We start from the raw sequence: 23,124 nt of genomic DNA on the forward strand, positions 1-23,124 counted from the left end.
CAGCGGTACGGCGTCGCGGAAGGGGCGAGCCGGATGGGGAAACTCACCGTCGGGAGAGGGGGATCTGACCTGCGGGGCCGCGGGCGGCGTAACTGCCGTGCATGCGGGGGTTCACGGCATGTGATGGGGTCCCCGGGTGCCCGCTCGGACAGCCTCCGATGACGGTCCGTGAGTTTTTCCTCAGGCCACCCCCCTGACATTCGTGGCGTAAGGGGTTAGCGTTCCTGGCATGGCACCCGCCCGGGTCCGTGGTTGCGTCGGACCGCTGTGCTCGTCAAGAGCACGACCGGTGGTCCGGCAAGCCGATGCCAGGCGCAGGCGAAACGGCCCACGTAAGGCGACTTCTCGTCGACCGATCACGGTGCGCCTTAGAGGTAAGTCCTGCCCCGTCGAGGGATCCGACATCCCCCGAACCGGGAGAAGGGCAGTAGTGGCGAGAGCGCCGCGAGCCCCTCAGCAGGCGGATGTGGGGACGAAGACCAGGTCGGCCGGGCGGGTGCGACCCACCGTCCTGTGGGCAGGCCCGCGGCCATGGCCACTTTCCCTCCCGCATGTGTCGAAGGCCGACACATGGTGCATATCACCAGGGCCGGGACGTGTTTCGCCAGGGATCCCGGGCAGGCCAACTCGTAACCGGGAGAAGGGGGGCCCGCGTGAACATCACCGTCAGGGGCCGGCACACCGAGGTCAATGACAGGTTCCGCCGGCATGTCGAGAACAAGCTGGCCAAGATCGAGCGGCTCAACCAGAAGGTGATCCGCGTTGACGTGGAGGTGTCCGAGGAACACAACCCGCGGCTCGCCGATCAGCGCGAGAGGGTCGAGCTCACGATCCGCTCCCGCGGCCCCGTGATCCGCGCCGAGGCCGCCGCCGACGACCGGCACGGAGCCCTCGACATGGCGCTCGACAAGCTGGAGTCCCGGTTGCGCCGCGACGCCGAGCGCCGCAAGGGCCACGGCGGCAAGGGCCGCGCCAAGCTCGCCACGATGGAGACGACACTCCCCGAGACGCTCCCCGAACCGGTGCAGACCGCGCGCGAGTCCGCGCCCGAAGAGCCGGAGGCGGCGCAGGCCGCGCGGCAGGACGAGGACCTCGTCCCCATCCCCATGGACGGCGACGGCCCCCTCGTCGTCCGGGAGAAGTTCCACAAGGCCGAGCCGATGGGCATCGAGCAGGCCCTCTTCGAGATGGAGCTCGTCGGCCACGACTTTTTCCTGTACCGCGACAAGGCCAACGGGCTCCCCTCGGTCGTATACAAGAGGAGAGGCTGGGACTACGGAGTCATCAGGCTCGTCGAAGAGTGATGCGGCACTCGCGTCACGTCACCGTCCGAACCGTGTAATGATCTGCGAAGGCGTATCAGCCGATCCGCGGGCGCGGTGGCCGCGGGGGTTCCGGCAGGGCGCGAGCACCGGCCGGGGACCCGCGGGGCACCGCCCCGCGGAGGCACGTCCCGCGGGGGCCCGGCCCCGCGGCGGCGGCCCGGGAACCTCCCGGGGCGCACAGCAGTTCACTCCGGGAGCACCCGACCCGAAATCCCCTGGGTTCGTACCCGGATCCCCTCCGGGAACGTCCCGTCGTAGCACGACCCTCCGGTACATCCACATCGCTGAATAGTGAAGGGGGGAAGCGGCGTCTCCTCCACGCCGCGACTCTGGTGAGCGAGAATCCCGAGGCTCGCGACGCCGCGGCGGTACCCCGGCAGGCCGGGGGCCGGCGACGCGGCGCCGGCGCCGCCCCCGCCGCACGGGAGGCGGCACCGCCGCCCGGAGCGGCCGACCCGATCCGCGTGCTCATCGTCGACGACCACGCGCTGTTCCGCAGAGGTCTGGAGATGGTCCTCCAAGGCGAGGACGACATCGAGGTCATCGGCGAGGGCGGCGACGGGCACGAGGCCGTCGAGATGGCCGGCGACCTGCTGCCGGACGTCGTCCTCATGGACATCCGGATGCCGCGCCGCAGCGGAATCGAGGCGTGCACCGCGATCAAGGACGCCGCGCCCAGCGCGAAGATCGTCATGCTGACCATCAGCGACGAGGAGGAGGACCTCTTCGAGGCGATCAAGGCCGGGGCCAGCGGCTACCTGCTTAAGGAGATCTCCATCGACGAGGTCCCCCAGGCGGTCCGGGCCGTCCACGGCGGGCAGTCACTGATCAGCCCGTCGATGGCGTCCAAGCTCATCACCGAGTTCGCCGCGCTCGCCAAGCGCAGCGAGGAGCGCACCCAGCAGGTCCCCGCGCCCCGCCTCACCGAGCGCGAGATGGAGGTACTGCGCCTGGTCGCCCGCGGCCTGGGCAACCGGGAGATCGCCCGGGAGCTGTTCATCTCGGAGAACACGGTGAAGAACCACGTCCGCAACATCCTGGAGAAGCTGCAGCTCCACTCCCGGATGGAGGCCGTGGTGTACGCCGTCCGGGAGAAGCTGCTGGAGATCACCTGACGCGACCGGCAATCGGCTTTTGTCGGTGTCGTGCCGTAGCATCACCGGCGTGGTCGAGGTAGAGCTCAGCGCGGACGAGGCACGGCGGCTGCAACTGCGCGCCCAGGGATTCCTGGGCGCGCGGCGGAAGGGCGGCGTACCGGCGCTGCTGCAACGGCTCGGCGCCGTCCAACTCGACACGATCTCCGTCCTGGCCAGGTCCCACGAGCTGGTCTCGTACGCCCGTCTCGGCCCGGTGCGCCGCCGCGCGATCGAGGCTGCCTACTGGGGAAACGCAGAGGCGTTCGAGTACTGGGCCCACGCCGCGTCGATCCTGCCCATGGACGACTGGCCGCTGTTCGGTTTCCGTCGCCGCGCCTACCTGCGCCGCGGCTGGCGCTGGCACAAGGTTCCCGAGGGCGTCTGCGACGAGATCCGCGCCCGGTTGAAGGCCGACGGCCCGCTCACCACCCGGGAACTCGGCGGCGCCAAGGCCGGCGCCGACTGGTGGCAGTGGAGCGACCACAAGATCGGCATCGAGTGGCTGCTGGACATCGGCGAGGTCGTCTGCGTCGAGCGCGTCGGCTGGCGCCGCGTCTACGACCTGGCGGAACGCGCCGTCCCGGCGGAACTCCTCGCGCAGGACCCCGACGACGACGCCTGCCTGACGGCGCTCGTCACCCGTGCCGGCCGAGCCCTGGGCGTGGCGACCCGCGCCGACCTCGCCGACTACTACCGCCTAAGGCAGGACCAGGTGGACAGCGTGATCAACGGAACCGGCCTGGTCCCCGTCACGGTCGCCGGCTGGTCCCGCGCCTGGGCCGACCCCGAAGCCCTTGCCGACCCACCGCGCGGCAGGCACGCCACCACCCTGCTCTCCCCGTTCGACTCCCTCGTATGGGACAGGGCCCGCACCTCCCGCGTGTTCGGCTTCGACCATCGCCTGGAGGCGTACGTCCCCAAGGCCAAGCGGGTCCACGGCTACTTCGCGATGCCCCTGCTCTCCGGCGGCCGCCTCATCGGACGCGTCGACCCCGCCAGAGAAGGCCGCACCCTGATCGCCCGCCAGGTGTCCCTGGAACCCTGGGCGACAAGCACCCCGTCCCGCACGGAGACCGCAGCAACCGCCCTGGCCAAAGCCCTATGGCAAGCCGCAACCTGGGTCGACTGCAACAACATCCACGTAGACCGAACAGACCTCCCCCCAGCCCTACTCGACACCGCCCTAAAGACCACCACCCCCACCTAAAGCGGTTGAGGTGGGGGGCGGGTCGGCAAGGCGAAGGCCCGGGGTTGGTGGCCCCGGGCCTTGGAGTTTGGGGAGGTCAGCCGTGTGGGGGGGTTTGGGGGTCGGTGGCGACGGGGCTTTCGACCGCCTCGCCCTCGGGGCCGCCGCGGCGCTTGTCGGTGCGGGTGCCGAAGACGGAGTAGTCGACGATCTCGGGGATCACCCGGGGGGCGTCCACCACCACGTCGGAGAACAGGTGGACCACCCAGCTGACGGCGAAGCCCGCGACGATGATGCCCGCGCCGACCCAGAACATGATCCACATCGGGCCCAGGCAGAGCGCGACGCCGCCGACGACGAATCCGATGAAGATGATGCTGACCGCCACCCAGGAAGCGGGGCGGCCGGCGTGTGACCCGTTGGACTCTCCGGACATTGCGTCTCCCTCCATGCTGTGAGGACATCCTCTCCGGGACCCGGAACGTCAAACGGGATGCGCAGTGGATTGCGCTGCGGAGTGACCTAGACCATTCTGGGTCTCGCCTACGATGGGCATCGTACGTGTGGTGTGCGTGCCGCCTGGAGCGGTGAACCACGATCTGCAAGGAGCCTTCGAGAGTGCCGCCAGTCATCGACAAGATCCTTCGTGCGGGCGAGGGAAAAACCCTGCGCAAGCTCAAGAAGCTCGCGGATCAGGTCAACTCGATCGAGGAGGACTTCCTCGAGATGAGCGACGCCGAGTTGCGCGAGCTGACCGACAAGTACCGGGAGCGCCTCGCCGACGGCGAGACCCTGGACGACCTGCTGCCGGAGGCGTTCGCGACCGCACGCGAAGCCGCCAAGCGTGTTCTCGGGCAGCGGCACTTCGACGTCCAGGTGATGGGTGGAGCCGCCCTGCATCTCGGCAATATCGCCGAGATGAGGACCGGTGAGGGCAAGACCCTGACCGCGGTGCTTCCGTCCTATCTGAACGCGCTGTCCGGCGACGGCGTCCACATCGTCACGGTGAACGACTACCTGGCCAAGCGCGACGCCGAGTGGATGGGCCGCGTCCACCAGTTCCTGGGCCTGGAGGTCGGGGTCGTCCTGGCGCAGATGACGCCGGAGGAGCGCCGCGCGGCGTACAACTGCGACATCACCTACGGGACGAACAACGAGTTCGGGTTCGACTACCTGCGCGACAACATGGCGTGGAGCCTGGACGAGTGCGTCCAGCGCGGCCACAACTTCGCCATCGTCGACGAGGTCGACTCGATTCTGATCGACGAGGCCCGCACCCCGCTGATCATTTCCGGGCCGGCCGAGCAGAACTCCAAGTGGTACGGGGAGTTCGCCAAGATCGCGCCGCGGCTGAAGCGCGCCGAGCTGATCAGCACCGCCGGGCAGGTCGACGAGTACGGCCCCGGCGACTACGAGGTCAACGAGAAGAAGCGCACGGTCGGCATCACCGAGTCCGGTGTCGAGAAGGTCGAGGACTGGCTCGGCATCGACAACCTCTACGACTCGGTGAACACGCCGCTGGTGAGCTTCCTGAACAACGCGCTGAAGGCCAAGGAGCTGTACAAGCGCGACAAGGACTACGTCGTCATGAACGGCGAGGTCCTGATCGTGGACGAGTTCACCGGGCGCATCCTGCATGGCCGCCGCTACAACGAGGGCATGCACCAGGCCATCGAGGCCAAGGAAGGCGTGGCGATCAAGGACGAGAACCAGACCCTCGCCACGATCACCCTGCAGAACTACTTCCGCCTCTACAACAAGCTGGCCGGCATGACCGGCACCGCCGAGACCGAGGCGGCGGAGTTCAACAAGACCTACAAGATCGGCGTCGTGCCGATCCCGACGAACAAGCCGATGGTCCGCCAGGACGTGGCGGACGTCGTCTACAAGACCGAGCAGGCCAAGTTCGAGGCCGTCGTCGACGACATCGCCGAGCGGCACGAGAAGGGCCAGCCGGTCCTGGTCGGCACCACGTCGGTGGAGAAGTCCGAGAAGCTGAGCAAGATGCTCAAGCGGCGCGGCATCCCGCACCAGGTGCTGAACGCCAAGCACCACGAGCAGGAGTCGACGATCGTGGCGGAGGCGGGCCGCAAGGGCAGCGTCACCGTCGCGACGAACATGGCGGGCCGCGGCACCGACATCATGCTCGGCGGCAACCCCGACTTCCGCGCCGACCTGGAGCTGCACCAGCGCGGGCTGTCCCCCCTGGAGACGCCCGACGAGTACGAGTCGGCGTGGCCCGAGGCGCTGGAGAAGGCGCAGGAGGCCGTGAAGGGCGAGCACGAGGAGGTCGTCGACGCCGGCGGCCTGTACGTCCTCGCGACCGAGCGGCACGAGTCGCGGCGCATCGACAACCAGTTGCGCGGTCGGTCCGGCCGGCAGGGCGACCCGGGCGAGTCCCGGTTCTACCTGTCGCTGGAGGACGACCTGATGCGGCTGTTCAACTCGGCCCGCGTCGAGTCGATCATGACCCGGCTGAACATCCCGGACGACGTGCCGATCGAGTCCAAGATCGTCAGCAATGCGATCAAGTCGGCGCAGAGCCAGGTTGAGCAGCAGAACTTCGAGATGCGCAAGAACGTCTTGAAGTACGACGAGGTCCTGAACCGGCAGCGCAAGGTCATCTACGCCGAGCGCCGCAAGGTGCTGGAGGGCGAGGACCTGCACGAGCAGGTCCGCCGGATGATCGACGAGGTCGTCGCGGGCTACGTCGCGGGCGCCACCTCCGAGGGCTTCGCCGAGGAGTGGGACCTCGACAAGCTGTGGAAGGCGTTCACGGCGCTCTACCCGATCTCCATCACGGTCGAGGACCTGGAGAAGGACGCGGGCGGCGACATCTCCGCGCTGGACGCCGAGACGCTCGCGGAGAAGATCCGCGACGACGCGCAGGCGGCCTACGACAAGCGCGAGGAGCAGCTCGGCCCGGAGGTCATGCGCGAGCTGGAGCGCCGCGTCGTCCTGTCGGTCCTGGACCGCAAGTGGCGCGAGCACCTCTACGAGATGGACTACCTCCAGGAGGGCATCGGCCTGCGGGCCATGGCGCAGCGCGACCCGCTGGTGGAGTACCAGCGCGAGGGCTACGACATGTTCAACGCGATGCTGGACGGCATCAAGGAGGAGTCGGTCGGCTACCTCTTCAACCTCGAGGTCGAGGTGGAGGACCAGCCGGAGACCCCCGCGGTCGGCGCGAAGCCGGTGTCGGTCGCCAAGTCCGCTCCCGCCACCGGCGCGGACGACGACACCGTCCCCGCCGACGACGTGGAGGAGGCCGACGAGACCCCCGCCATCAAGGCGAAGGGGCTGGAGAAGCCGTCGCGTCCGAAGAAGCTCGACTACTCGGCTCCGACCATCGACGGTGACGGCGGTGTGGAGCACCACACCGAGGAGACCAAGGACGAGTACGCGGGCGTCAACCGCAACGACCCGTGCCCCTGCGGCTCGGGCAAGAAGTACAAGCGGTGCCACGGCGACCCCCGCAACAAGAACAAGTAGGACCACGCGAAAGCGGCCTCCCGGACTCCGGGCGGCCGCTTTCGCGTTTCCGTGCACGGGCCGGCTACGCGGTTCCGTGGGCGGTTGTTTCGACGGCCGTGCAGCGCCAGCGGCCGCGGGCGTGTTCGAGGCGGAGGGCCAGGGCGTGGACGCGGCCGGCGACGAACACGACGGCGGTCGTCTCGGCGACCGCGGCGGCGGGACGCTGCAGCCTCGTCGACAGCACCTTCGGCGGGACGATCCGCGCCCCGCGCCGGGCCGTGGAGCGGAGCACTGCCATCTCCCGGCACACCTGCGGCACGGCGACCAGGGACAACTGGGCGGTAGGGCGCGTCCCCGCGAGGATCTCCACGACGAGCCGCACGGCCGCGTCCGCGACGGCGCGGACCTCGGCGTCGATCCCGTCCGCCGGCCGGACGAGCCGCAGTCCGGGCGGCGGGGCCGGGGGCGGCGCCGCCGGCCGGAGCGCCAGCGCACCGCGCGTCATCGCACCGGACTCCGCGCCGGGTCGGGCACCGGACGCTGCGCTGGGTCGCGCATCGGGCGTTGTGCTGGACGGGCCGCCGGACGGTGTGCGGGACGGTGGGGTGGACCCTGCGTTGGACGGGCCGCCGGACGGTGCGCCGCGGTACCGGATGAAGCGGACGGCGGACGGCGCGGCTGAACGTGGACGCATGCGATACCTCCTGGCTCGTTTGCAGACAGGAGTCCCACGGCCCGCGATAAATACGTCCTGGCCACATGCGGCCCCGGGCGTAACGGCCGAGGCGGCGGAGGCGCTCCTCGCCGCAGGTGGTCCTCTGGCTCATGTCGTCGACCGCGCTGGCCGGGAGCCGCGTCCGGACACGTGGAAAGCCTCGGGACGTGGAAGCGTCTGGACATGGGAAGCGGCGGGACGCCGGAGGGCGTCCCGCCGCCTGGGAGCGGGTGCCCGGACCGTGCGGGGAGTCCGGGACCCGTGGGAGCCGGGCCGGTGGGCTGACCGGCCCGGGAGGGGGCGCCGCGGGGATGAGGGGCCGCGGCGCCCCGAGGATCAGCCGTCGGAGGGGGACTCCTTCGGTGCGGGCTCGGCCTCCTCGCGGTCGGCCGCCTTGCGGTCCCGCTTCTTCGCGGACGTGGCGCCGGCCAGTTCCGGGTCGGCGGCGGGGTCGACCGCCGTCGACTCCTCGCCCTCGGGCTCCCGGCCCGGCGTCGCGAAGTTGAACTTCTCGATCATGAACTTGAAGATGAAGTAGTACAGGAAGAAGTACACGACGCCCAGGCCGAGGATGAGCCAGAGCTGTTCGGTGTTGTCCTTGCGGGCGTTCAGCAGCAGGTCGATGAGGCCCGCGGAGAAGCCGAACCCGAGCTGGGCGCCGGCGGCCTCCAGGATCGCCATCGAGATGCCGGTGAGCACGACGTGCACGCCGTACAGGACCGGCGCGACGAACATGAACGCGAACTCGATCGGCTCGGTGACGCCGGTGACGAACGCGGTGAGCCCGGCGGAGACCATGATGCCGCCGACCGCGGGACGGCGGTGCGGGGGAGCGGCGCGCCAGATCGCGAGGGCCGCGCCGGGCAGGCCGAACATCAGCACGGGGAAGAACCCGGCGAGGAAGCCGCCCGCGTCGGGGTCGCCGGCCAGGTAGCGGTTGATCTCGCCGGTGACGGTGCCGTCGGGGCCCTCGTAGGTGCCGAACACGAACCAGATGAGCGAGTTCGGGATGTGGTGCAGGCCGAACGGCAGCAGCAGCCGGTTGATGACGCCGTAGATGCCGGCTCCGGCGGCGCCCGCCCCGGTGATCCACTCGCCGAAGTCGGTGAGCCAGCTGCCGAGCAGGGGCCAGATGAAGCCGATCAGGATGCCGATGACGAGGCCGGCGAGGGCGGTGATGATCGGGACGAACCGCCGTCCGCCGAAGAACGCCAGCCAGGTCGGCAGCTTGATCCGGTAGTAGCGCTGGTACAGCAGGGCGGCGGTGAGGCCCATGATGATGCCGCCGAGCACCTGGGTGGGGTTCGTCGCCCCCCAGTTGATGACCTCGGACTCGGCCCCGTCCGTCACCGTCGTGATCGTGACGTTGCCCTTGAGCTCCTCGGTGTGCGAGAACATGATCTTGGACACGCGGTCGAAGACCAGGTACCCGACGACCGCGGCGAGGGCGGTGGAGCCGTCGGACTTCTTGGCGAAACCGATGGCCACACCGACCGCGAACAGCAGCGGCAGGGCGGCGAACAGCGCGTTGCCGGCCTCGCCGACGATCTCCGCGACGCGGGTCCAGCCGAGGCCGTCGTCGCCGAGCATGTCGGCCTGGCCGAAGCGCAGCAGGAGCGCGGCGGCGGGCAGCACGGCGATCGGCAGCATGAGGCTGCGGCCGATCCGCTGCAGCACGGCGAGGGCGCTGGACCCTCGGCGTGGTGCGGAATCCACTGTCGTCGACGTCATCGCGACATTCCTCCTCAGGGGGTTGGTCAGGAGCGCGGTGGGGGGTTTCCGAGGGCCGTGTGGATCTGGTAGCGGTCCGCCCGGTAGGTCGACACGCCCAGCTCGGCGCACACGCCTCCGGTGTACGAGCGGCGTTGCAGGTACAGCACGGCGCTGCCCTTGGGAATCTGCAGGTGCCTGGCGTCGGCGGCGTCGGCCAGGCTGGCGTCGATGGTCTGGTCGCCCGCGTCGAAGACCAGCCCGTACACCGCTTCGAGGACGCCGTAGAGCGAGCGGTCGGCGAGGCGGCGGTCGAGCAGGTCGGGGGCGAGCGAGGCCAGGAGGTGGGAGCGCTCGACGGCCATGGGCTCGCCGTCGGCGGTGCGCAGGCGTTCGACGACGTGGATCGGGGTGCCGGGTTCGATCTCGAAGATCCGGGCGAGGCGCGCGTCCGCGGGGACCGTCCGCCGGTCGAGGTCGATCGCGCCGGGACGCAGGCCGCGGGCCAGCATGTCCTCGGTGAAGGAGACGAGCCGGAGCGGAACCTCGATCTTGGGGCGGGCGACGAAGGTGCCCTTGCCCGGGACGCGGTAGAGGCGGCCTTCGGAGACGAGCTGGTCGACCCCCTGCCGGACGGTCATGCGGGACAGCTCGTACCTGGCGCACAACTCGCGCTCCGACGGGATCGGGGCGTCGACGGGCAGTTCCGCGGTCTCGATCAGGTCGAGCAGGATCGCGCGGAGCTGGAAGTACTTCGGCACGGGACTGTGCGGATCGATGGTCGTCACGAGGGTCCTCGACGGCCGTGGCCGGATCGATGGGATTCGCAGGGTCTGACGGGTATGAGGTTGGTTTGGACTTCGGTGGGTCTTCGGGGGTTTGTACTGGTCTAGGCCGGACTAGACCACAGGATCGAAAGACATGTCAATGCACGAATTCGTAACGACCGGATCACGCCGCGACGACCGCCCGGACGCAGGAACTCCCAGGTCAGCCCCGCCTCCCGGACGTCCGGTCCGTTTTCCGGCACGGTGGCCGGACCTGGTGGCCCGCCGTCACATCGGAGGTCGCGCCCCGCGGGCGGGCGGTGCCCGGCGGCGTGGAACGATCCCCGGCGGAATGTCGGATCTGTCGCGTCCGCCATCTTGCGGTCCCCTTCGATCCGTGGAGTATGGTGCGTACTGGTCTAGTCCGGACTAGACCAGTGGAACCGGACGGAATGACCAGCGATTCGTCGTGTCGCGGAGAGTGCGCGGAGCCATGGCATCACTACTGATCACGGCCACCAACATGATCATTACCCCGGACGGGGCTCCTACCCGCGTGCTGTCTCCCGGATTCGTGCGCGTGGCGGACGGCGTGATCGCCGAAGCCGGCGCGGGCCCCCCGCCCGGCACCCCCGACGTCGAGCTGACCGAGGGCCTGCTGGCGCCCGGCCTGGTCGACCTCCAGGTGAACGGCTACTACGGGTACGACATGGTCGACGCCGACGAGGCCGGCTGGCACACCGTCGTCTCCCGGCTCCCCGAGACCGGCGTGACCTCGTTCCTGCCCACCTTCATCACCGCCCCGGTCGCGACGCAGGCCGCGGCGCTGCGCCGCACCCGCGACCTCCTGCCCGGCCTGCCCGCCGGGACGCGCGTCCTCGGCGTCCACACCGAGGGCCCGTTCCTGTCGGAGAAGCGCAAGGGCGCGCACAACCCGCTCCACTTGACCGACCCCGCGCCCGAGGCGATCTCGGCGCTGCTGGAGACGGGCCTGGTCAAGCTGGTCACGCTCGCGCCCGAGCGCAACGGCGCCCTCGCGGCGATCCGCACCCTCACCGAGGCGGGGGTCCTGGTCAGCGTCGGGCACAGCGACGCGACCGCCGCGCAGGTCCGCGCCGCGGCCGACGCGGGCGCCCGCAAGGTCACCCACATCTTCAACGCGCAGACCGGCGTCCACCACCGCGACCCCGGCGTGGCCGTGCAGGCGCTCATCGACGACCGGCTCAGCCCCGGCCTGATCCTCGACCTGCACCACGTCGCGGCCGAGGCCGCCGCGCTGGTGTTCCGCGCCGCGCCGGGACGGGTCGTGCTCGTCACCGACGCGGCCGCGTCCGCCGGGATGCCGCCCGGCACCTACGACCTCGGCGGCGAGCCCATCACGATGCCCGAGCAGGGTCCGCCGCTGCGCGCCGACGGCACGATCGCGGGATCCGGCCTCCGGCTGGACGAGGCGGTCGGCAACGCGGTCGGCATCGGCGTCGACGTCGCCGCGGCGGTCGATGCCGCGACCCGCGTCCCGGCCGACCTGATCGGCCGCTCCGACCTCGGCCGGATCGCGGCGGGCGCCGCCGCCGACCTCGTCTGGCTCGGCCCGGACCACCGGGCGCTTGCCACCTGGGTCGGCGGGCAGAAAGTCTTCGGAGGGGGATCATGACAAGTCAGATGCGCGCCGAGATCGGCGAGCAGCCGGGCGCGCTGGCCCGGACGATCGACGCGCTGCTGCCCCGCCTCCCCGAACTCGCGGCGCTGGCCGGTGAGACGCGGCAGGTGCTGTTCATCGCGCGCGGCTCGTCCGACAACGCGGCGGTGTACGGGCGCTACCTGGTCGAATCGCACACCGGGCGGCCGGCCGCGCTCGCCGCGCCGTCGATCGCCACCGTCTACCGGCGCAGGTTGGACCTGGACGGCGTGCTGGCCGTGGCGATCAGCCAGTCCGGCAAGACCGAGGAGATCGTCGAGACGCTCGACTGGGCCGCGTCCTGCGGCGCCCGGACCGTCGCCGTCACCAACGGCGCCGGCTCCCCGCTCGCCGAGTCCGCCGAGGTCGCGCTGCTCACGCAGGCGGGCGACGAGCTCGCCGTCCCCGCGACCAAGACCTACACCACCCAGCTCGCGGCGGTGGCGGTGCTCGGGCTGGGCCTCGGCGCGGCCGTGCCCGCCGACGAGCTGCGCCGCGTCCCGGACGAGATCGCCCGGGTGATCGCGCTGACCGAGGAGTCCCCGGCGCTGCCGGAGATCGTCGAGGCGCTGGCGGCGGTGCCCGGGGCGGTGGTGTCCGGCCGCGGCCTCGCGTTCGGCACCGCGCTGGAACTCGCACTGAAGATCAAGGAGGCGTGCTACCTGCACGCCATGGGCCTGTCCTACGCCGACCTGCTGCACGGCCCGATCGCCGTCGTCGACGAGCAGACCCCCGCGCTGCTGGTGGCCGCCGACTCCGGCCCCACGCTCGCCGGGACGGTCGCGCTGGCCGAGCGGGTCGAGGGCGCGGGCGCCCGCGCGTACGGCGTCGGCGGCGGTGCCCGGCTGGCGGAGGCGTGCTCGGCCGCGCTGCCCGGCCCGGCGCTGCCCGAATGGGCCGCGCCGCTCGGCCTGATCGTGCCGGGCCAGCTCCTGGTGGAGAACCTGGCGCGCCGGCTCGGCCTCGATCCCGACGTTCCCCGTGGCCTGCGCAAGGTCACCCAGACAGACTGAGCTCCGACACCCGTCGCGGCCCCCGGGCCCACCCCGACTAGGAGAAGAACATGGACAAGGCCGAGGCCATCGTCGCCGCGCTCGGCGGCGCGGACAACATCGTCGAGATCGAGCCGTGCGCCACCCGGCTGCGCACCGAGGTCACCGACGCGGGCAAGGTCGACGAGGCGGCGCTGAAGAGGGCGGGCGCGCACGGCGTCATGCGCAGCGGCACCGTCGTGCAGGTCGTCGTGGGCCCCGAGGCCGACACCATCGCCACCGACATCGAAGACATCCTCGACTGACCCGTCCCCGACCGACCCAGGGGGTCCCTCCCATGACCCGAGTCATGTCACCGGTCGCCGGCCGCGTCGTCGGCCTGGCCGGCGTCCCGGACCCGGTGTTCGCCCAGGCCATGGTCGGTCCGGGCACCGCCGTCGACCCCGAGCGGGGGCCCGGCCACGCCATCGCCCCCGTCACCGGGAAGATCGTCAAGCTGCATCCGCACGCCTACGTGGTCGTGGACGACGAGGGCCACGGCGTCCTCGTCCACCTCGGCATCGACACCGTCAAGCTGAAGGGCGAGGGCTTCGAGCTCCTCGTCGCCGAGGGGGACGAGGTCACCGCCGGGCAGCCGGTGGTCGGCTGGAACCCGGCCGCGATCGAGGCGGGCGGCCGCTCGCCGATCTGCGCGGTCGTGGCGCTGGACGCCGGCGCCGACGCCCTGTCGGACGTCGTGGAGTCGGGCGAGGTCTCCACGGGCGACGAACTGTTCACATGGAGCTGACGCGATTTCCAGGGAGCTGATGAGATGAATCCGACGGCTGGAAGCGGGGAGCCGGCCGCATGGCGGTGATCGGACTGGGTGCGGCGGTCTTCGACCTCGACGGCACCCTCATCGACACCGAGCCGCGCAACCGCGCGATGTGGTCGCGGCTGTTCGACGCGCACGGCGTCCCGTACGACGACGCGCTCATCGCGTCGTTCGCGGGACGCCGCGGCGTGGAGGTGCTCGGCGACCTGGCGCACCTGTTCCCGGCCCGTCCGGTCGAGGAGCTGTTCGCGGAGGTCGTGGCCTACGGCGCGCTGCCGGAGATGCCGCCGATCGCGCCGGTCGGCGGCGCGGTCGAGCTCGTCCGGTCGCTGGCGGACGCGGGCGTGCCGCTGGCGGTGGTGACGTCCGCGGAGCGCCGGTACGCCGAGGGCCTGCTGGACGACCTGGGCGTCCGCGGCCTGCTGGACATCGTGGTGACCGCCGGGGACGTCGGCACCGGCAAGCCGCACCCGGAGGGGTACCTGGCCGCCGCGCGCGGCCTGGACGTCCCGCCGGAGGAGGCGGTCGGGTTCGAGGACGCCCCGGCCGGGGTCGCGGCCGTCAAGTCCGCCGGCATGACGTGCGTGGGCGTCAGCACCACGCAGCCGGTGGCGGCGCTGGCCGGAGCCGACCACGTCGTGGCAGACCTCAAGGGGGTGGACGTCGTGCCGGGTCCCGCGCTGCGGGTGCGCGGCCCGGCCCGCCGCGCGGGCCGGACGCTGGACAACTGAACACCGGTGAGATCCGGAAACGTGAAGGGCCGGAACCCGGCCGGAACGATGAGGAGTGTGCGGTGACCGAGCGGAACGTCAAGATCGAATCGCGGGTGGGGCTGCACGCGCGGCCGGCCGCGCTGTTCGTGCAGACCGCGGCCCAGGCCCCGATGGACGTGACCGTGGCCAGGCGCGGCGAAGAACCCGTGAACGCCAAGAGCATCCTCGCGGTGCTGGGGCTGGACGCCCGGCACGGGGAGGAGGTCACGCTCGCCGCTGAGGGCGAGGGCGCGGACGAGCTGCTCGACAGCCTGGAGAAGCTGCTGTCCACGCCGGAGCCCGAGGGAGCCTGACGTGCCGGACACCGAACCCGGAAGGCCCGAACCCGGAAGGCCCGAACCCGGAAGGCCCGAACCCGGAAGGCCGGGCGTGCTGCGGGGCGCGGGCGTCAGCCCCGGCGTCGGCGCCGGGCCGGTCCGCGTCATCGCGGGGGCCGTGCCGGAGCCGCCCGCCGGGTCCCGGCACGGCGGCGACGCCGCGGCCGAGCGCGTCGCCGCCCTCGCGGCGCTGGAGGCCGTCGCCACCGACCTGGAGGAGCGCGGCGACCGCGCCGCGGCGGTGGGCAACCCCGCCGGGCGGGACGTGCTGAACGCGCAGGCGCTGATGGCCCGCGACCCCGGACTCGCCGACGGCGTGCGCGCCAAGGTCGACGAGGGCGTCGCGGCGCCCCGCGCCGTCTACGAGGCGTTCGGTGTCTACCGCGAGATGCTCGCGGGCCTGGGGGAGTACATGGCGGCCCGGGTCAGCGACCTCGACGACATCCGCGACCGCGCGGTCGCGCGGCTGCTCGGGCTGCCGGTGCCGGGCGTCCCGGAGTCGGCCGAGCCGTTCGTCCTGGTCGCCCGGGACCTCGCGCCCGCCGACACCGCCGTCCTCGACCCGGCGCGGGTCGCCGCGTTCGTGACGGAGGAGGGCGGGCCGACCAGCCACACCGCGATCCTCGCCCGGACGATGGGCGTGCCCGCCGTCGTGGCGCTGCCCGGCGCGACGTCCCTCGCCGACGGGACCCGCGTCCTCGTGGACGGGTCGGCGGGGACGGTCCGGCCCGACCCGACCGACGCCGAGGTCGCCGCGGCACGTGCCGCCATCTCGGCCCGCGCGGCCGCGCTGGCGGAGTCCACCGGGCCCGGCGCCACCAAGGACGGCCACAAGGTGCCGCTGCTGGCGAACGTCGGCGGCCCGCAGGACGTCGAGGCGGCGCTGGAGCACGGCGCGGAGGGCGTCGGCCTGTACCGCACCGAGTTCCTCTTCCTCGACCGCTCGGCGCCCCCGTCGGACGAGGAGCAGGAGGAGGCGTACCGGAAGGTCCTGGAGGCGTTCCCCGGCGGCCGCGTGGTCGTCCGGACCCTCGACGCGGGCGCCGACAAGCCCCTCGGGTTCCTCCCGGCGCCCGGTGACGAGCCGAACCCCGCGCTGGGCGAGCGCGGCCTGCGGATGATGCGCCGGCACCCGGACGTCCTGGCGGCGCAGCTCGCCGCCCTGGCCCGCGCCGCCGCCGGGCTGACCGCACGACTCCAGGTCATGGCCCCGATGGTGACCGACGCCGACGAGGCCGCCTGGTTCGCCGCGGCGTGCCGGGAGGCCGGCATCCGGCACCCCGGCGTGATGATCGAGGTGCCCGCGGCCGCGCTCCGCGCCCGCGACCTCGCGCCCGAGGTGGAGTTCTTCAGCCTCGGCACCAACGACCTCGCGCAGTACGCCTGCGCGGCCGACCGGCAGGTCGGCGGCCTCGCGCACCTCCAGGACCCGTGGCGGCCGGCGCTGCTCGACCTCGTCGCCCCCGCGGCGGACGCGGGCGTCCCGTGCGGCGTCTGCGGCGAGGCGGCCGGCGACCCGGCGCTCGCGTGCGTCCTGGTGGGCCTCGGCGTGACATCGCTGTCGATGAGCGCCCCGTCCCTCCCGCTCGTCCGCGCCGCACTGGCCCGCCACACCCTGGCCGAATGCCGCCGGGCCGCCGCAGCCGCCCGCGCGTCCCGCACCCCGGAGCAGGCCCGCGAAGCGGCCCGAACCCACCTACCCGCCCTGACCGACCTAGGGATCTAGTGCGTTGACTTGCGGCGTGTTGTTGTTATGGGCGTGCCCATAACAACAACACGCCGCAAGTCAACGAGGATCGCGAACCGGGGTGCGGTCGGTGGAGGTCGGGCTTGCCCGGTCTTGCGGGTTATTCGTAGGTGAGGCCGTGGCCTACCGGCTTGCCGGCTGCCGGGGCCGGGAGGCGGCCCGCCGGGTTCGCCGCGCCGCTCAGGACCTTGGCCAGCGCGTTGACCGAGACGGTCTTGGCCGAGTACGTGGCCAGCGCCGCGGCGGCACCGCCGGCGGCGTCGAGGTCGTAGGGGCGGCCGAGGGCGGCGGCGACGACCGGCTTCGCGCCCAGCGCCCGGATGCGGGCGGCCGTGGCCTGGCCCGCGTTCTCGGTGGTCAGGACGGTGACGTCCGCCGCGCCGGGCGCCACGACCGCGATGCCGTGCCGGCGCAGCGCCGCGCCGAGCGCCTCGCTCTGCGGGCCGGTGACCGCGACCTTCCTGCCCCTGAGCGGCAGCACGCCGTTCCGGTTGCGGACGAGGGTGACCGAGCGTTCCGCGACCTGGCGGGCCGTGGCCCGGTGCGCGGGCGTGCCGATCGCGGCGGCGGCCTTCGCCGGGTCGGCGGCCGTCCCCTGGAACAGGCCGCGCCGCTGCTTGAGCCGGAGGATGCGGGTGACCGACTCGTCCAGCCGCCGCTCGCTGATCTTCCCGGAGCGGACGGCCGCGAGCACCGCCCGGTAGGCGCGCGGCAGGCTCGGCGGCATCAGCAGCTGGTCGGCGCCCGCGTTGATCGCCCGGACCGGGACCTGCGCGTCGCCGTACTTCTCCCGCACCCCCGCCATCAGCAGCGAGTCCGTCGTGATCACGCCCTGGTAGCCGAGCTCCTCGCGCAGCAGCCCGGTGAGGACCGTCCTGGACAGCGTCGCCGGATCGCCCGACCGGTCGAGCTTCGGCATCACGATGTGCGCCGTCATGATCATGTCGACGCCGGCGTCCACCGCCGCCCGGAACGGCGGCGCGTCGAGCCGCTCCCACTGCGCGCGGGTGTGCTGGATCACCGGCAGCCCGGTGTGGCTGTCGGTGGCGGTGTCGCCGTGCCCGGGGAAGTGCTTGGCGGTCGCCGCGACCCCGGCGGACTGGTAGCCGCCGACCGCGCCGGCGACCATCTTCGCCACCAGGGCGGGGTCGGCGCCGAACGACCGCGGCCCGATCACCGGGTTGCGCGGGTTCACGTTGACGTCGGCGTCCGGCGCGTAGTCGAGGTTGATCCCCACGGCGCGCAGCTCCCGGCCGGTGACCTGGGCGGCGGCCTGCGCCTGCGCCGGGTCGCCGGTCGCGCCGAGCGCCATGTTGCCGGGGAACCGGGTGACGAACGGGGTCCGCGAGACGATGCCCTGCTCCTCGTCCACGCCGAGCAGCAGCGGGATCTTCGACGCCTTCTGCAGCGCGTTCGACTGCGCGGCCGTCCGCTCCGGGGTGCTGATGTTCTCGGGGAAGTAGATGAGCCCGCCGACGCGGTACTTGCGGATCTTCGCGACGGCGTCGGCGCGGCTGGAGAACGTCGGCACGAACAGCTGGCCGACCTTGTCGGCGACGCTCATCTTCGCGACGTGGCCGGGGATCCAGGCGTCCGGCGCCGGCTCCGCGGACGCGGCGGACGCGCCGGACGGGGCGGACGACGCCCGTCCGCCACTGCCGCTCTCGCCGCCGCTGCAGCCCGCGACCATGATCATGGCCAGCGTGGCCGCCGCGACCGCGCGTGGAGGTGAAGCACGCACCCGACCAGGCCCCCCGGCATGGCTCTGTTCCTCGGTCGCATCGGTCGCCGCGACGTTATTCGCTCCCCGCCCCGCTGTCGAACCGATCAGCCGGGACGGCGCGCCCCCGGCGGCGGTCCCACAGGTCACGGCGCCATCGCAGAAGCTCTCGCGAACCCGCCGTCTCCCTGGTAACACCCCGATCACGATGGACCCCGGATCGCGGTGGAGCGCGGATCTGGTGGGGTCCATCGCGATGGCCCCGGACGGCTTCGGTGCCGTCTGCCTAGCGGGGGGCGGCCGGACCGGATCGAGCGGGCCTGGCCGGGGACCGGCGTGCCGGGAAGGGCGGCTCAGCCGGGCAGTGCGTGGCCGAGGCGGCGCAGCGCCATCCCGGCCGCGCCGACGGCGCCGTCGCCGGCGCAGCGCGGCGCCGCCCGGAAGCGGTCGCGCAGCCCGGTGCGGACGGCGTCGGCGACGGGTCCCTCACGCAGCACCGAGCCGTGCATCACGACCGGTGCGGCGGGGTCGGACAGGGCCGGGCGCACCGCGTCCACGTCGCGGAGCAGCCACTGCGCGGCCTCTTCGGTGATGCGCCGCGCCACCGGATCACCGGCGGCCGCGGCGGCGGCGACGACCGGGCCGAGCCGGCCCAGGGCCGCGGGAGGACGGCCGTACACCTCCTTGATGATCGCCTGGGCGAGCCGTGGATTGAGCGCGGTCCGGGTCATCTCGGGGTGCGCCGCCGGGGCGGGGACCACCGCGTGTCCCGGCGGCCCCGGATGGGCGGGCGACCCGCGTCCCGGCGGGCCGTGCGCGCCGGGCGGGCCGTGCGCGCCGGGCGGCCCGTGCGGGCCGGCGGAGTCGGCGGACTGGGGTCGGGGCCCGTGCGGGGGGCCGTGGGCATCGGGGTCCAGCACGGCGGTGCCCGTGCCGTTCAGGTGGAGGCGACCGCCCATGGCGCCCGGACCGCCGTCGGGTCCGCGCGCGCCGCCCGCGCCGGGGGAGCCGCCCCCCGACGAGAGCGTGGCGGCCTGGGAGAGGACGGAGCCGCCCGGGGAGGACGGGCCGGCCCCGGCCAGGGCCAGCGCCCTGGGGTGGCGGGGCCGCCGCCGCTCCGAGTCGATCTCCGCGACCACGGTGGCGCCGAGCAGGGCCCGGGGGACCGAATCGGTGAGCAGCGTCGGGGAGCCGCGGCCGTCGTAGGCGGCGAGCGCGGCCCGGACGGCCTCCTTCCCCAGCCATACCGCCGAACCCTCGTCCCCGACGAGCCAGCCGTAGCCGTCCGCGCGCTGCACGATCGTCCCGTCGCTGATGACCGCCGCGCCGGCGCCCGTGCCGGAGAACACAACGATGCCCTTGGGCTCGCTGGTCCCCGCGGCGAACGCCACCGCGATGTCGGTCACCACCGCCGGTGAGCCGCGCAGGCCGACCGCCTGCCATGCCTGCCGCGCCGCCGCCACGGCGGCGGGCCGGCCGGCCGAGCCCGCACCGGCGATCCCGAAGACGCCGGTGAGGATGTGGGTTCGGTCCAGGTCCCCGATGGCCTCCCGCAGGGCGGTGGTCAGCGCGCCTGCGGTGTCGCCTCCAGAGTTGGGGTTGGCCCCGGGGCCGGTGCCGGAACCGGCCAGGGCGCCCCCCAGCGTCAGTACGACGCAGCGGGTCTTCGTGCCACCCGCGTCGATACCGACCACGTAAGGACCGGCCAAATGGGTCAACACATGGCGACCGTAGCCTTTTCTACCGTTGACGTGACATCCCGTACGTAAGAAAATTTCCATCATGAGGAAACCCATCGGCTCCGAACGGAGCCCCGAGCAGCGCCCCGAGCGGGGGACCATGGGGGAGCCCGGCGCGCCGCGGGACGAGGCGGCCGCCCGGCAGGGCGACAGGGACGCCACGCCGCTGAGCACCGTGGTCCGGGTCCGGTCGCTGCTGCCCTCCCTGCCCCCCGCCGAACGGCGCGTCGCGCAGCGCGTCATCGACGACCCCGAAGGGGTCGCCAACTCCACCATCACCGAGCTCGCCCAGGCGTGCGGTACGTCCGAGACCACGGTCATCCGGTTCTGCCGGGCGATCGGGTTCCACGGCTACCCGGAGCTGCGGCTGACCCTCGCCACCGAGGCGGGACGGGCGCAGAGCGCCAGCGGCGGCCGGGTCATCGGCAGCGACATCAGTCCCGACGACTCCCTTGAGCAGATCGTCGAGAAGGTGACCTTCGCCGACGCCCGCGCCGTCGAGGAGACCGCCGCACAGCTCGACATCAAGATGCTCGAACAGGTGGTGGACGCGGTCGTCGCCGCCGAGCGGGTCGACGTCTACGGCGTCGGCGCCAGCGCGTTCGTCGCGGCCGACTTCCAGCAGAAGCTCCACCGCATCGGACGCGTCTGCTCCGCCTGGGCGGACGCGCACATCATGCTGACCAGCGCCGCGGTGCTGGGCAGCGGCGACGTGGCGATCGGGATCTCCCACACGGGCGCGACGGTGGAGACCATCGACGCCCTGGAGGTCGCCCGGAGCAGGGGCGCCACGACCGTGGCGCTCACCAACTTCCCCAAGTCCCCCATCGCGGACACGGCGGACCTGATCCTCACGACGGCGGCACGGGAGACGACCTTCCGCTCCGGCGCGACCGCGAGCCGGCTCGCGCAGCTCACGGTGGTCGACTGCCTGTTCGTGGGGGTGGCGCAGCGTACCTACGGGCCGACGCGCAAGGCCCTGGAAGCCACGTTCGAGGCGGTCCGCGGACGGACCGTGCGACCCGACCGGAGGCGTCGGTGATCGATTGCGAGCTCCCCACGGAGGGACGCAACCCCCGGACCCTCGACGTCGACACGCTGCCGACCCTGGAGGTGCTGCACCTGATCAACACCGAGGACGCGACGGTGCCGATGGTCGTGGCCGCGGTCCTGCCGGAGGTCGCCCGGCTCGTCGACCTGGCGGTCGACTCGCTGCGGGCGGGCGGGCGCGTCCACTACTTCGGCGCGGGCACGTCGGGCCGGCTCGCGGTGATCGACGCCGCCGAGCTGCCCCCGACGTTCGGCATCTGGGGCCGGGTCGTGGCCCACCACGCGGGCGGGCCGGGCGCCCTGTCGCAGGCGATATCCGACGTCGAGGACGACGCCGAGCTCGGCCGCCGGGACGCGCACGACGTGCAGCCCGGCGACGTCGCCATCGGCATCGCGGCGAGCGGCCGCACCCCCTACGTGGTGGGGGCACTGCGCGCCGCCGCCGCGGTGGGCGCCCGGACCGCGCTGATCAGCTGCAATCCGCACACGCCGTACGGGGACGAGGTGGAGGTGCACATCGGCCTCGCCACCGGACCGGAGGTGATCAGCGGGTCCACCCGGATGAAGGCCGGCACCGCGACGAAGCTGGTGCTCAACTCCTTCTCCACCACGCTGATGATCAGGATGGGCCGCACCTACTCCAACCTGATGATCAGCGTGAACGCGCTCAACTCCAAACTGCGCGCCCGGCTGGTGCGCATCCTCACCGAGGCCACGGGGATGGACTCCCGCACCTGCGAGAACGCGCTGGCGGAGGCGGGGGGGAACACCCGCGTCGCACTCGTCTCGCTGCTCGGCGAGGTGCCCGCGGCCCGCGCGACCATGGTGCTGGAGGAGACCGACGGGGGCGTCCGGGAGGCGCTGCAGCGGCTGCGGTCGGCCTGATCCCCGGCATCGGACGAACCGGGGCGGGCGGCCCGAGCCCGCCGCCCCGGACGGGACGGCCCGGCGCGGGAGACGCCGGCCGGTGGGGGCCCGTGATCACGCGATCGCCGCCGATGCCGATCGTGTGATCACGCTTAGCCGCCGAACGTGATTCGGGGATTGTGCGGGGATCGCCTACGATCGGGCCGTGTCCGACGAAGCATCCCCCGCAGCCAAGGCCGTGATCACCGACTGGGGCGGCGTCCTGACCTCCCCGCTCAACGACGCCATCGACGTCTGGCTCGCCGCCGACCGCATCGACGTCCAGCAGTACAAGCGCGTCATGCGGGCCTGGGTGAAGCAGGCGTACGACGGCGCCGGCACCAACCCCATCCACGGGCTGGAGGACGGCTCCCTCGCCGCCGACGAGTTCGAACGGCTCCTCGCCGCCGAACTGCTCACCGTGGACGGCGACCCGGTCGAGGCCGCCGGGCTCATCTCCCGCATGTTCGGCTCGTTCAGCCCCGTCCAGCCGATGTACGACGCGCTGCGCGCCGCCCGCGCCCGCGGCACCAGGACCGCGCTGCTGTCGAACTCCTGGGGCAACGAGTACCCCCACGACCTGTTCGCCGACCTCTTCGACGCCGTCGTCATCTCCAGCGAGGTCGGGATGCGCAAGCCCGACGAGCGGATCTTCCGGCACGCCCTGGAACTCCTCGGCGCGGAACCCGCCGAATGCGTCTTCATCGACGACATCGAGCACAACATCCGCGCCGCGGAACGGCTCGGCATCCGCGGCATCCACCACACCTCGCCCGACACGACCATCTCCGAGCTGCGCGCCCTCGACCTGCTGGCCTGACGGTCTGGCAGACTGGCTGACCGTCATGCGCGTCTACCTGCCGTCCACGCTCCCGCTCCTCGCCGGCGTCCACGCCGCGAAGGAGATCGCACCCGCGCCGCTCACCGCGCACGCGGTGACGCCCGCGCTCCGCGAGTGGTATGCGGGCGGCGACCTGGAGGAACTGGAGTACGCGGCGATGTCCGCCGCCGCCCGCGCCTCGCTGCGCCTGCTGTCCGCCGACCCCTCAGCCCCACCCCGCCGAGTGGTCCTGGC

The 23,124-nt window shown here is 72.6% G+C and carries 20 protein-coding genes and 1 pseudogene; 15 read left to right on the forward strand and 6 right to left on the reverse strand.

Annotated elements, in window-relative coordinates:
* Positions 1 to 653 precede the first annotated feature (653 nt).
* The 3 genes from raiA (at position 654) to E1200_RS14525 (ending at position 3,668) form a co-directional block, all read left to right on the forward strand.
* Positions 654 to 1,304: a ribosome-associated translation inhibitor RaiA gene (gene raiA / locus E1200_RS14515; RefSeq protein ID WP_131952488.1), complete on the forward strand. Its 651-nt coding sequence runs from the start codon at positions 654 to 656 to the stop codon at positions 1,302 to 1,304.
* Between the two features lie 479 nt (positions 1,305 to 1,783).
* Positions 1,784 to 2,440, forward strand: coding sequence for a response regulator transcription factor (locus tag E1200_RS14520; protein WP_207933348.1), 657 nt, complete (start codon positions 1,784 to 1,786; stop codon positions 2,438 to 2,440).
* 49 nt (positions 2,441 to 2,489) lie between these two features.
* Positions 2,490 to 3,668 carry a crosslink repair DNA glycosylase YcaQ family protein gene (locus E1200_RS14525; protein ID WP_207933347.1) on the forward strand — a complete coding sequence of 393 codons (1,179 nt, stop codon included), beginning with the start codon at positions 2,490 to 2,492 and terminating at the stop codon, positions 3,666 to 3,668.
* Between the two features lie 76 nt (positions 3,669 to 3,744).
* On the opposite strand, the gene E1200_RS14530 is transcribed toward E1200_RS14525, so the two are convergent.
* A complete protein-coding gene (locus E1200_RS14530) occupies positions 3,745 to 4,098 on the reverse strand; it encodes an HGxxPAAW family protein (RefSeq protein ID WP_347813218.1) in 354 nt (117 codons plus the stop codon).
* Positions 4,099 to 4,265: 167 nt separating this feature from the next.
* Between E1200_RS14530 and secA the strand changes: the two genes are divergently transcribed.
* A complete protein-coding gene (gene secA / locus E1200_RS14535) occupies positions 4,266 to 7,139 on the forward strand; it encodes a preprotein translocase subunit SecA (protein ID WP_131952492.1) in 2,874 nt (957 codons plus the stop codon).
* Between the two features lie 64 nt (positions 7,140 to 7,203).
* On the opposite strand, the gene E1200_RS14540 is transcribed toward secA, so the two are convergent.
* The 3 genes from E1200_RS14540 to E1200_RS14550 form a co-directional block, all read right to left on the reverse strand.
* The gene (locus E1200_RS14540) at positions 7,204 to 7,626 is read right to left on the reverse strand and encodes an Rv3235 family protein (protein WP_131952493.1); all 423 of its coding nucleotides are present in this window, start codon (positions 7,624 to 7,626) and stop codon (positions 7,204 to 7,206) included.
* A gap of 546 nt (positions 7,627 to 8,172) precedes the next feature.
* Entirely contained in the window at positions 8,173 to 9,567 is a 1,395-nt protein-coding gene (locus E1200_RS14545; protein WP_131952494.1) for a PTS transporter subunit EIIC, read from the reverse strand.
* A 26-nt stretch (positions 9,568 to 9,593) separates the two neighbouring features.
* A complete protein-coding gene (locus E1200_RS14550) occupies positions 9,594 to 10,334 on the reverse strand; it encodes a GntR family transcriptional regulator (RefSeq protein WP_131952495.1) in 741 nt (246 codons plus the stop codon).
* Between the two features lie 472 nt (positions 10,335 to 10,806).
* Here E1200_RS14550 and nagA point away from each other — a divergent pair, with 472 nt between their 5' ends.
* The 7 genes from nagA to ptsP all read left to right on the forward strand — a co-directional run bounded on the left by nagA (position 10,807) and on the right by ptsP (position 16,613).
* Positions 10,807 to 11,967 carry an N-acetylglucosamine-6-phosphate deacetylase gene (gene nagA, locus E1200_RS14555; protein WP_131952496.1) on the forward strand — a complete coding sequence of 387 codons (1,161 nt, stop codon included), beginning with the start codon at positions 10,807 to 10,809 and terminating at the stop codon, positions 11,965 to 11,967.
* Entirely contained in the window at positions 11,964 to 13,004 is a 1,041-nt protein-coding gene (locus tag E1200_RS14560; RefSeq protein ID WP_243708561.1) for an SIS domain-containing protein, read from the forward strand. The genes nagA and E1200_RS14560 overlap by 4 nt, the downstream gene beginning before the upstream one ends.
* A 50-nt stretch (positions 13,005 to 13,054) precedes the next feature.
* Positions 13,055 to 13,288, forward strand: a complete 234-nt coding sequence (locus E1200_RS14565; protein WP_131952497.1) for a PTS glucose/sucrose transporter subunit IIB — start codon at positions 13,055 to 13,057, stop codon at positions 13,286 to 13,288.
* A gap of 32 nt (positions 13,289 to 13,320) precedes the next feature.
* Entirely contained in the window at positions 13,321 to 13,770 is a 450-nt protein-coding gene (locus E1200_RS14570) for a PTS glucose transporter subunit IIA (protein WP_131952498.1), read from the forward strand.
* A gap of 59 nt (positions 13,771 to 13,829) precedes the next feature.
* Entirely contained in the window at positions 13,830 to 14,528 is a 699-nt protein-coding gene (locus tag E1200_RS14575; protein ID WP_131952499.1) for an HAD family phosphatase, read from the forward strand.
* A gap of 62 nt (positions 14,529 to 14,590) precedes the next feature.
* The gene (locus E1200_RS14580) at positions 14,591 to 14,863 is read left to right on the forward strand and encodes an HPr family phosphocarrier protein (RefSeq protein ID WP_131952500.1); all 273 of its coding nucleotides are present in this window, start codon (positions 14,591 to 14,593) and stop codon (positions 14,861 to 14,863) included.
* A 76-nt stretch (positions 14,864 to 14,939) separates the two neighbouring features.
* A complete protein-coding gene (ptsP, locus tag E1200_RS14585) occupies positions 14,940 to 16,613 on the forward strand; it encodes a phosphoenolpyruvate--protein phosphotransferase (RefSeq protein WP_131952504.1) in 1,674 nt (557 codons plus the stop codon).
* A 121-nt stretch (positions 16,614 to 16,734) separates the two neighbouring features.
* Here the strand turns inward: ptsP and E1200_RS14590 are convergent, their stop codons facing one another.
* Entirely contained in the window at positions 16,735 to 18,375 is a 1,641-nt protein-coding gene (locus E1200_RS14590; protein ID WP_347813219.1) for a glycoside hydrolase family 3 N-terminal domain-containing protein, read from the reverse strand.
* 332 nt (positions 18,376 to 18,707) lie between these two features.
* Positions 18,708 to 20,075: a BadF/BadG/BcrA/BcrD ATPase family protein gene (locus E1200_RS35215; RefSeq protein WP_279484375.1), complete on the reverse strand. Its 1,368-nt coding sequence runs from the start codon at positions 20,073 to 20,075 to the stop codon at positions 18,708 to 18,710.
* Between the two features lie 118 nt (positions 20,076 to 20,193).
* On the opposite strand from E1200_RS35215, the gene E1200_RS14600 reads away from it, so the two are divergent.
* From E1200_RS14600 to E1200_RS14615, 4 genes and pseudogenes are all read left to right on the forward strand, one after another.
* On the forward strand, positions 20,194 to 21,135 hold the full coding sequence (locus E1200_RS14600; RefSeq protein WP_207933349.1) for a MurR/RpiR family transcriptional regulator: 942 nt from the start codon (positions 20,194 to 20,196) through the stop codon (positions 21,133 to 21,135).
* Positions 21,132 to 22,028 carry an N-acetylmuramic acid 6-phosphate etherase gene (locus E1200_RS14605; RefSeq protein WP_131952502.1) on the forward strand — a complete coding sequence of 299 codons (897 nt, stop codon included), beginning with the start codon at positions 21,132 to 21,134 and terminating at the stop codon, positions 22,026 to 22,028. Before E1200_RS14600 ends, E1200_RS14605 begins: the two co-directional genes overlap by 4 nt.
* 187 nt (positions 22,029 to 22,215) lie before the next feature.
* Positions 22,216 to 22,869 carry an HAD family phosphatase gene (locus tag E1200_RS14610; RefSeq protein WP_243708563.1) on the forward strand — a complete coding sequence of 218 codons (654 nt, stop codon included), beginning with the start codon at positions 22,216 to 22,218 and terminating at the stop codon, positions 22,867 to 22,869.
* Between the two features lie 25 nt (positions 22,870 to 22,894).
* Positions 22,895 to 23,124: pseudogene (locus E1200_RS14615) on the forward strand (hypothetical protein); the annotation flags it as partial.

This window comes from Actinomadura sp. GC306 (assembly GCF_004348665.1).
Taxonomy (GTDB): Bacteria; Actinomycetota; Actinomycetes; order Streptosporangiales; family Streptosporangiaceae; genus Spirillospora.

Bases quoted from the DNA above. Each gene is read 5' to 3' on its own strand.
- E1200_RS14530 (WP_347813218.1), bottom strand. From the start codon at position 4,098: ATGGAGGGAGACGCAATGTCCGGAGAGTCCAACGGGTCACACGCCGGC.
- E1200_RS14540 (WP_131952493.1), bottom strand. From the start codon at position 7,626: ATGACGCGCGGTGCGCTGGCGCTCCGGCCGGCGGCGCCGCCCCCGGCC.
- E1200_RS14545 (WP_131952494.1), bottom strand. From the start codon at position 9,567: ATGACGTCGACGACAGTGGATTCCGCACCACGCCGAGGGTCCAGCGCC.
- nagA (WP_131952496.1), top strand. From the start codon at position 10,807: ATGGCATCACTACTGATCACGGCCACCAACATGATCATTACCCCGGAC.
- E1200_RS14560 (WP_243708561.1), top strand. From the start codon at position 11,964: ATGACAAGTCAGATGCGCGCCGAGATCGGCGAGCAGCCGGGCGCGCTG.
- E1200_RS14565 (WP_131952497.1), top strand. From the start codon at position 13,055: ATGGACAAGGCCGAGGCCATCGTCGCCGCGCTCGGCGGCGCGGACAAC.
- E1200_RS14570 (WP_131952498.1), top strand. From the start codon at position 13,321: ATGACCCGAGTCATGTCACCGGTCGCCGGCCGCGTCGTCGGCCTGGCC.
- E1200_RS14575 (WP_131952499.1), top strand. From the start codon at position 13,830: ATGGCGGTGATCGGACTGGGTGCGGCGGTCTTCGACCTCGACGGCACC.
- E1200_RS14600 (WP_207933349.1), top strand. From the start codon at position 20,194: ATGGGGGAGCCCGGCGCGCCGCGGGACGAGGCGGCCGCCCGGCAGGGC.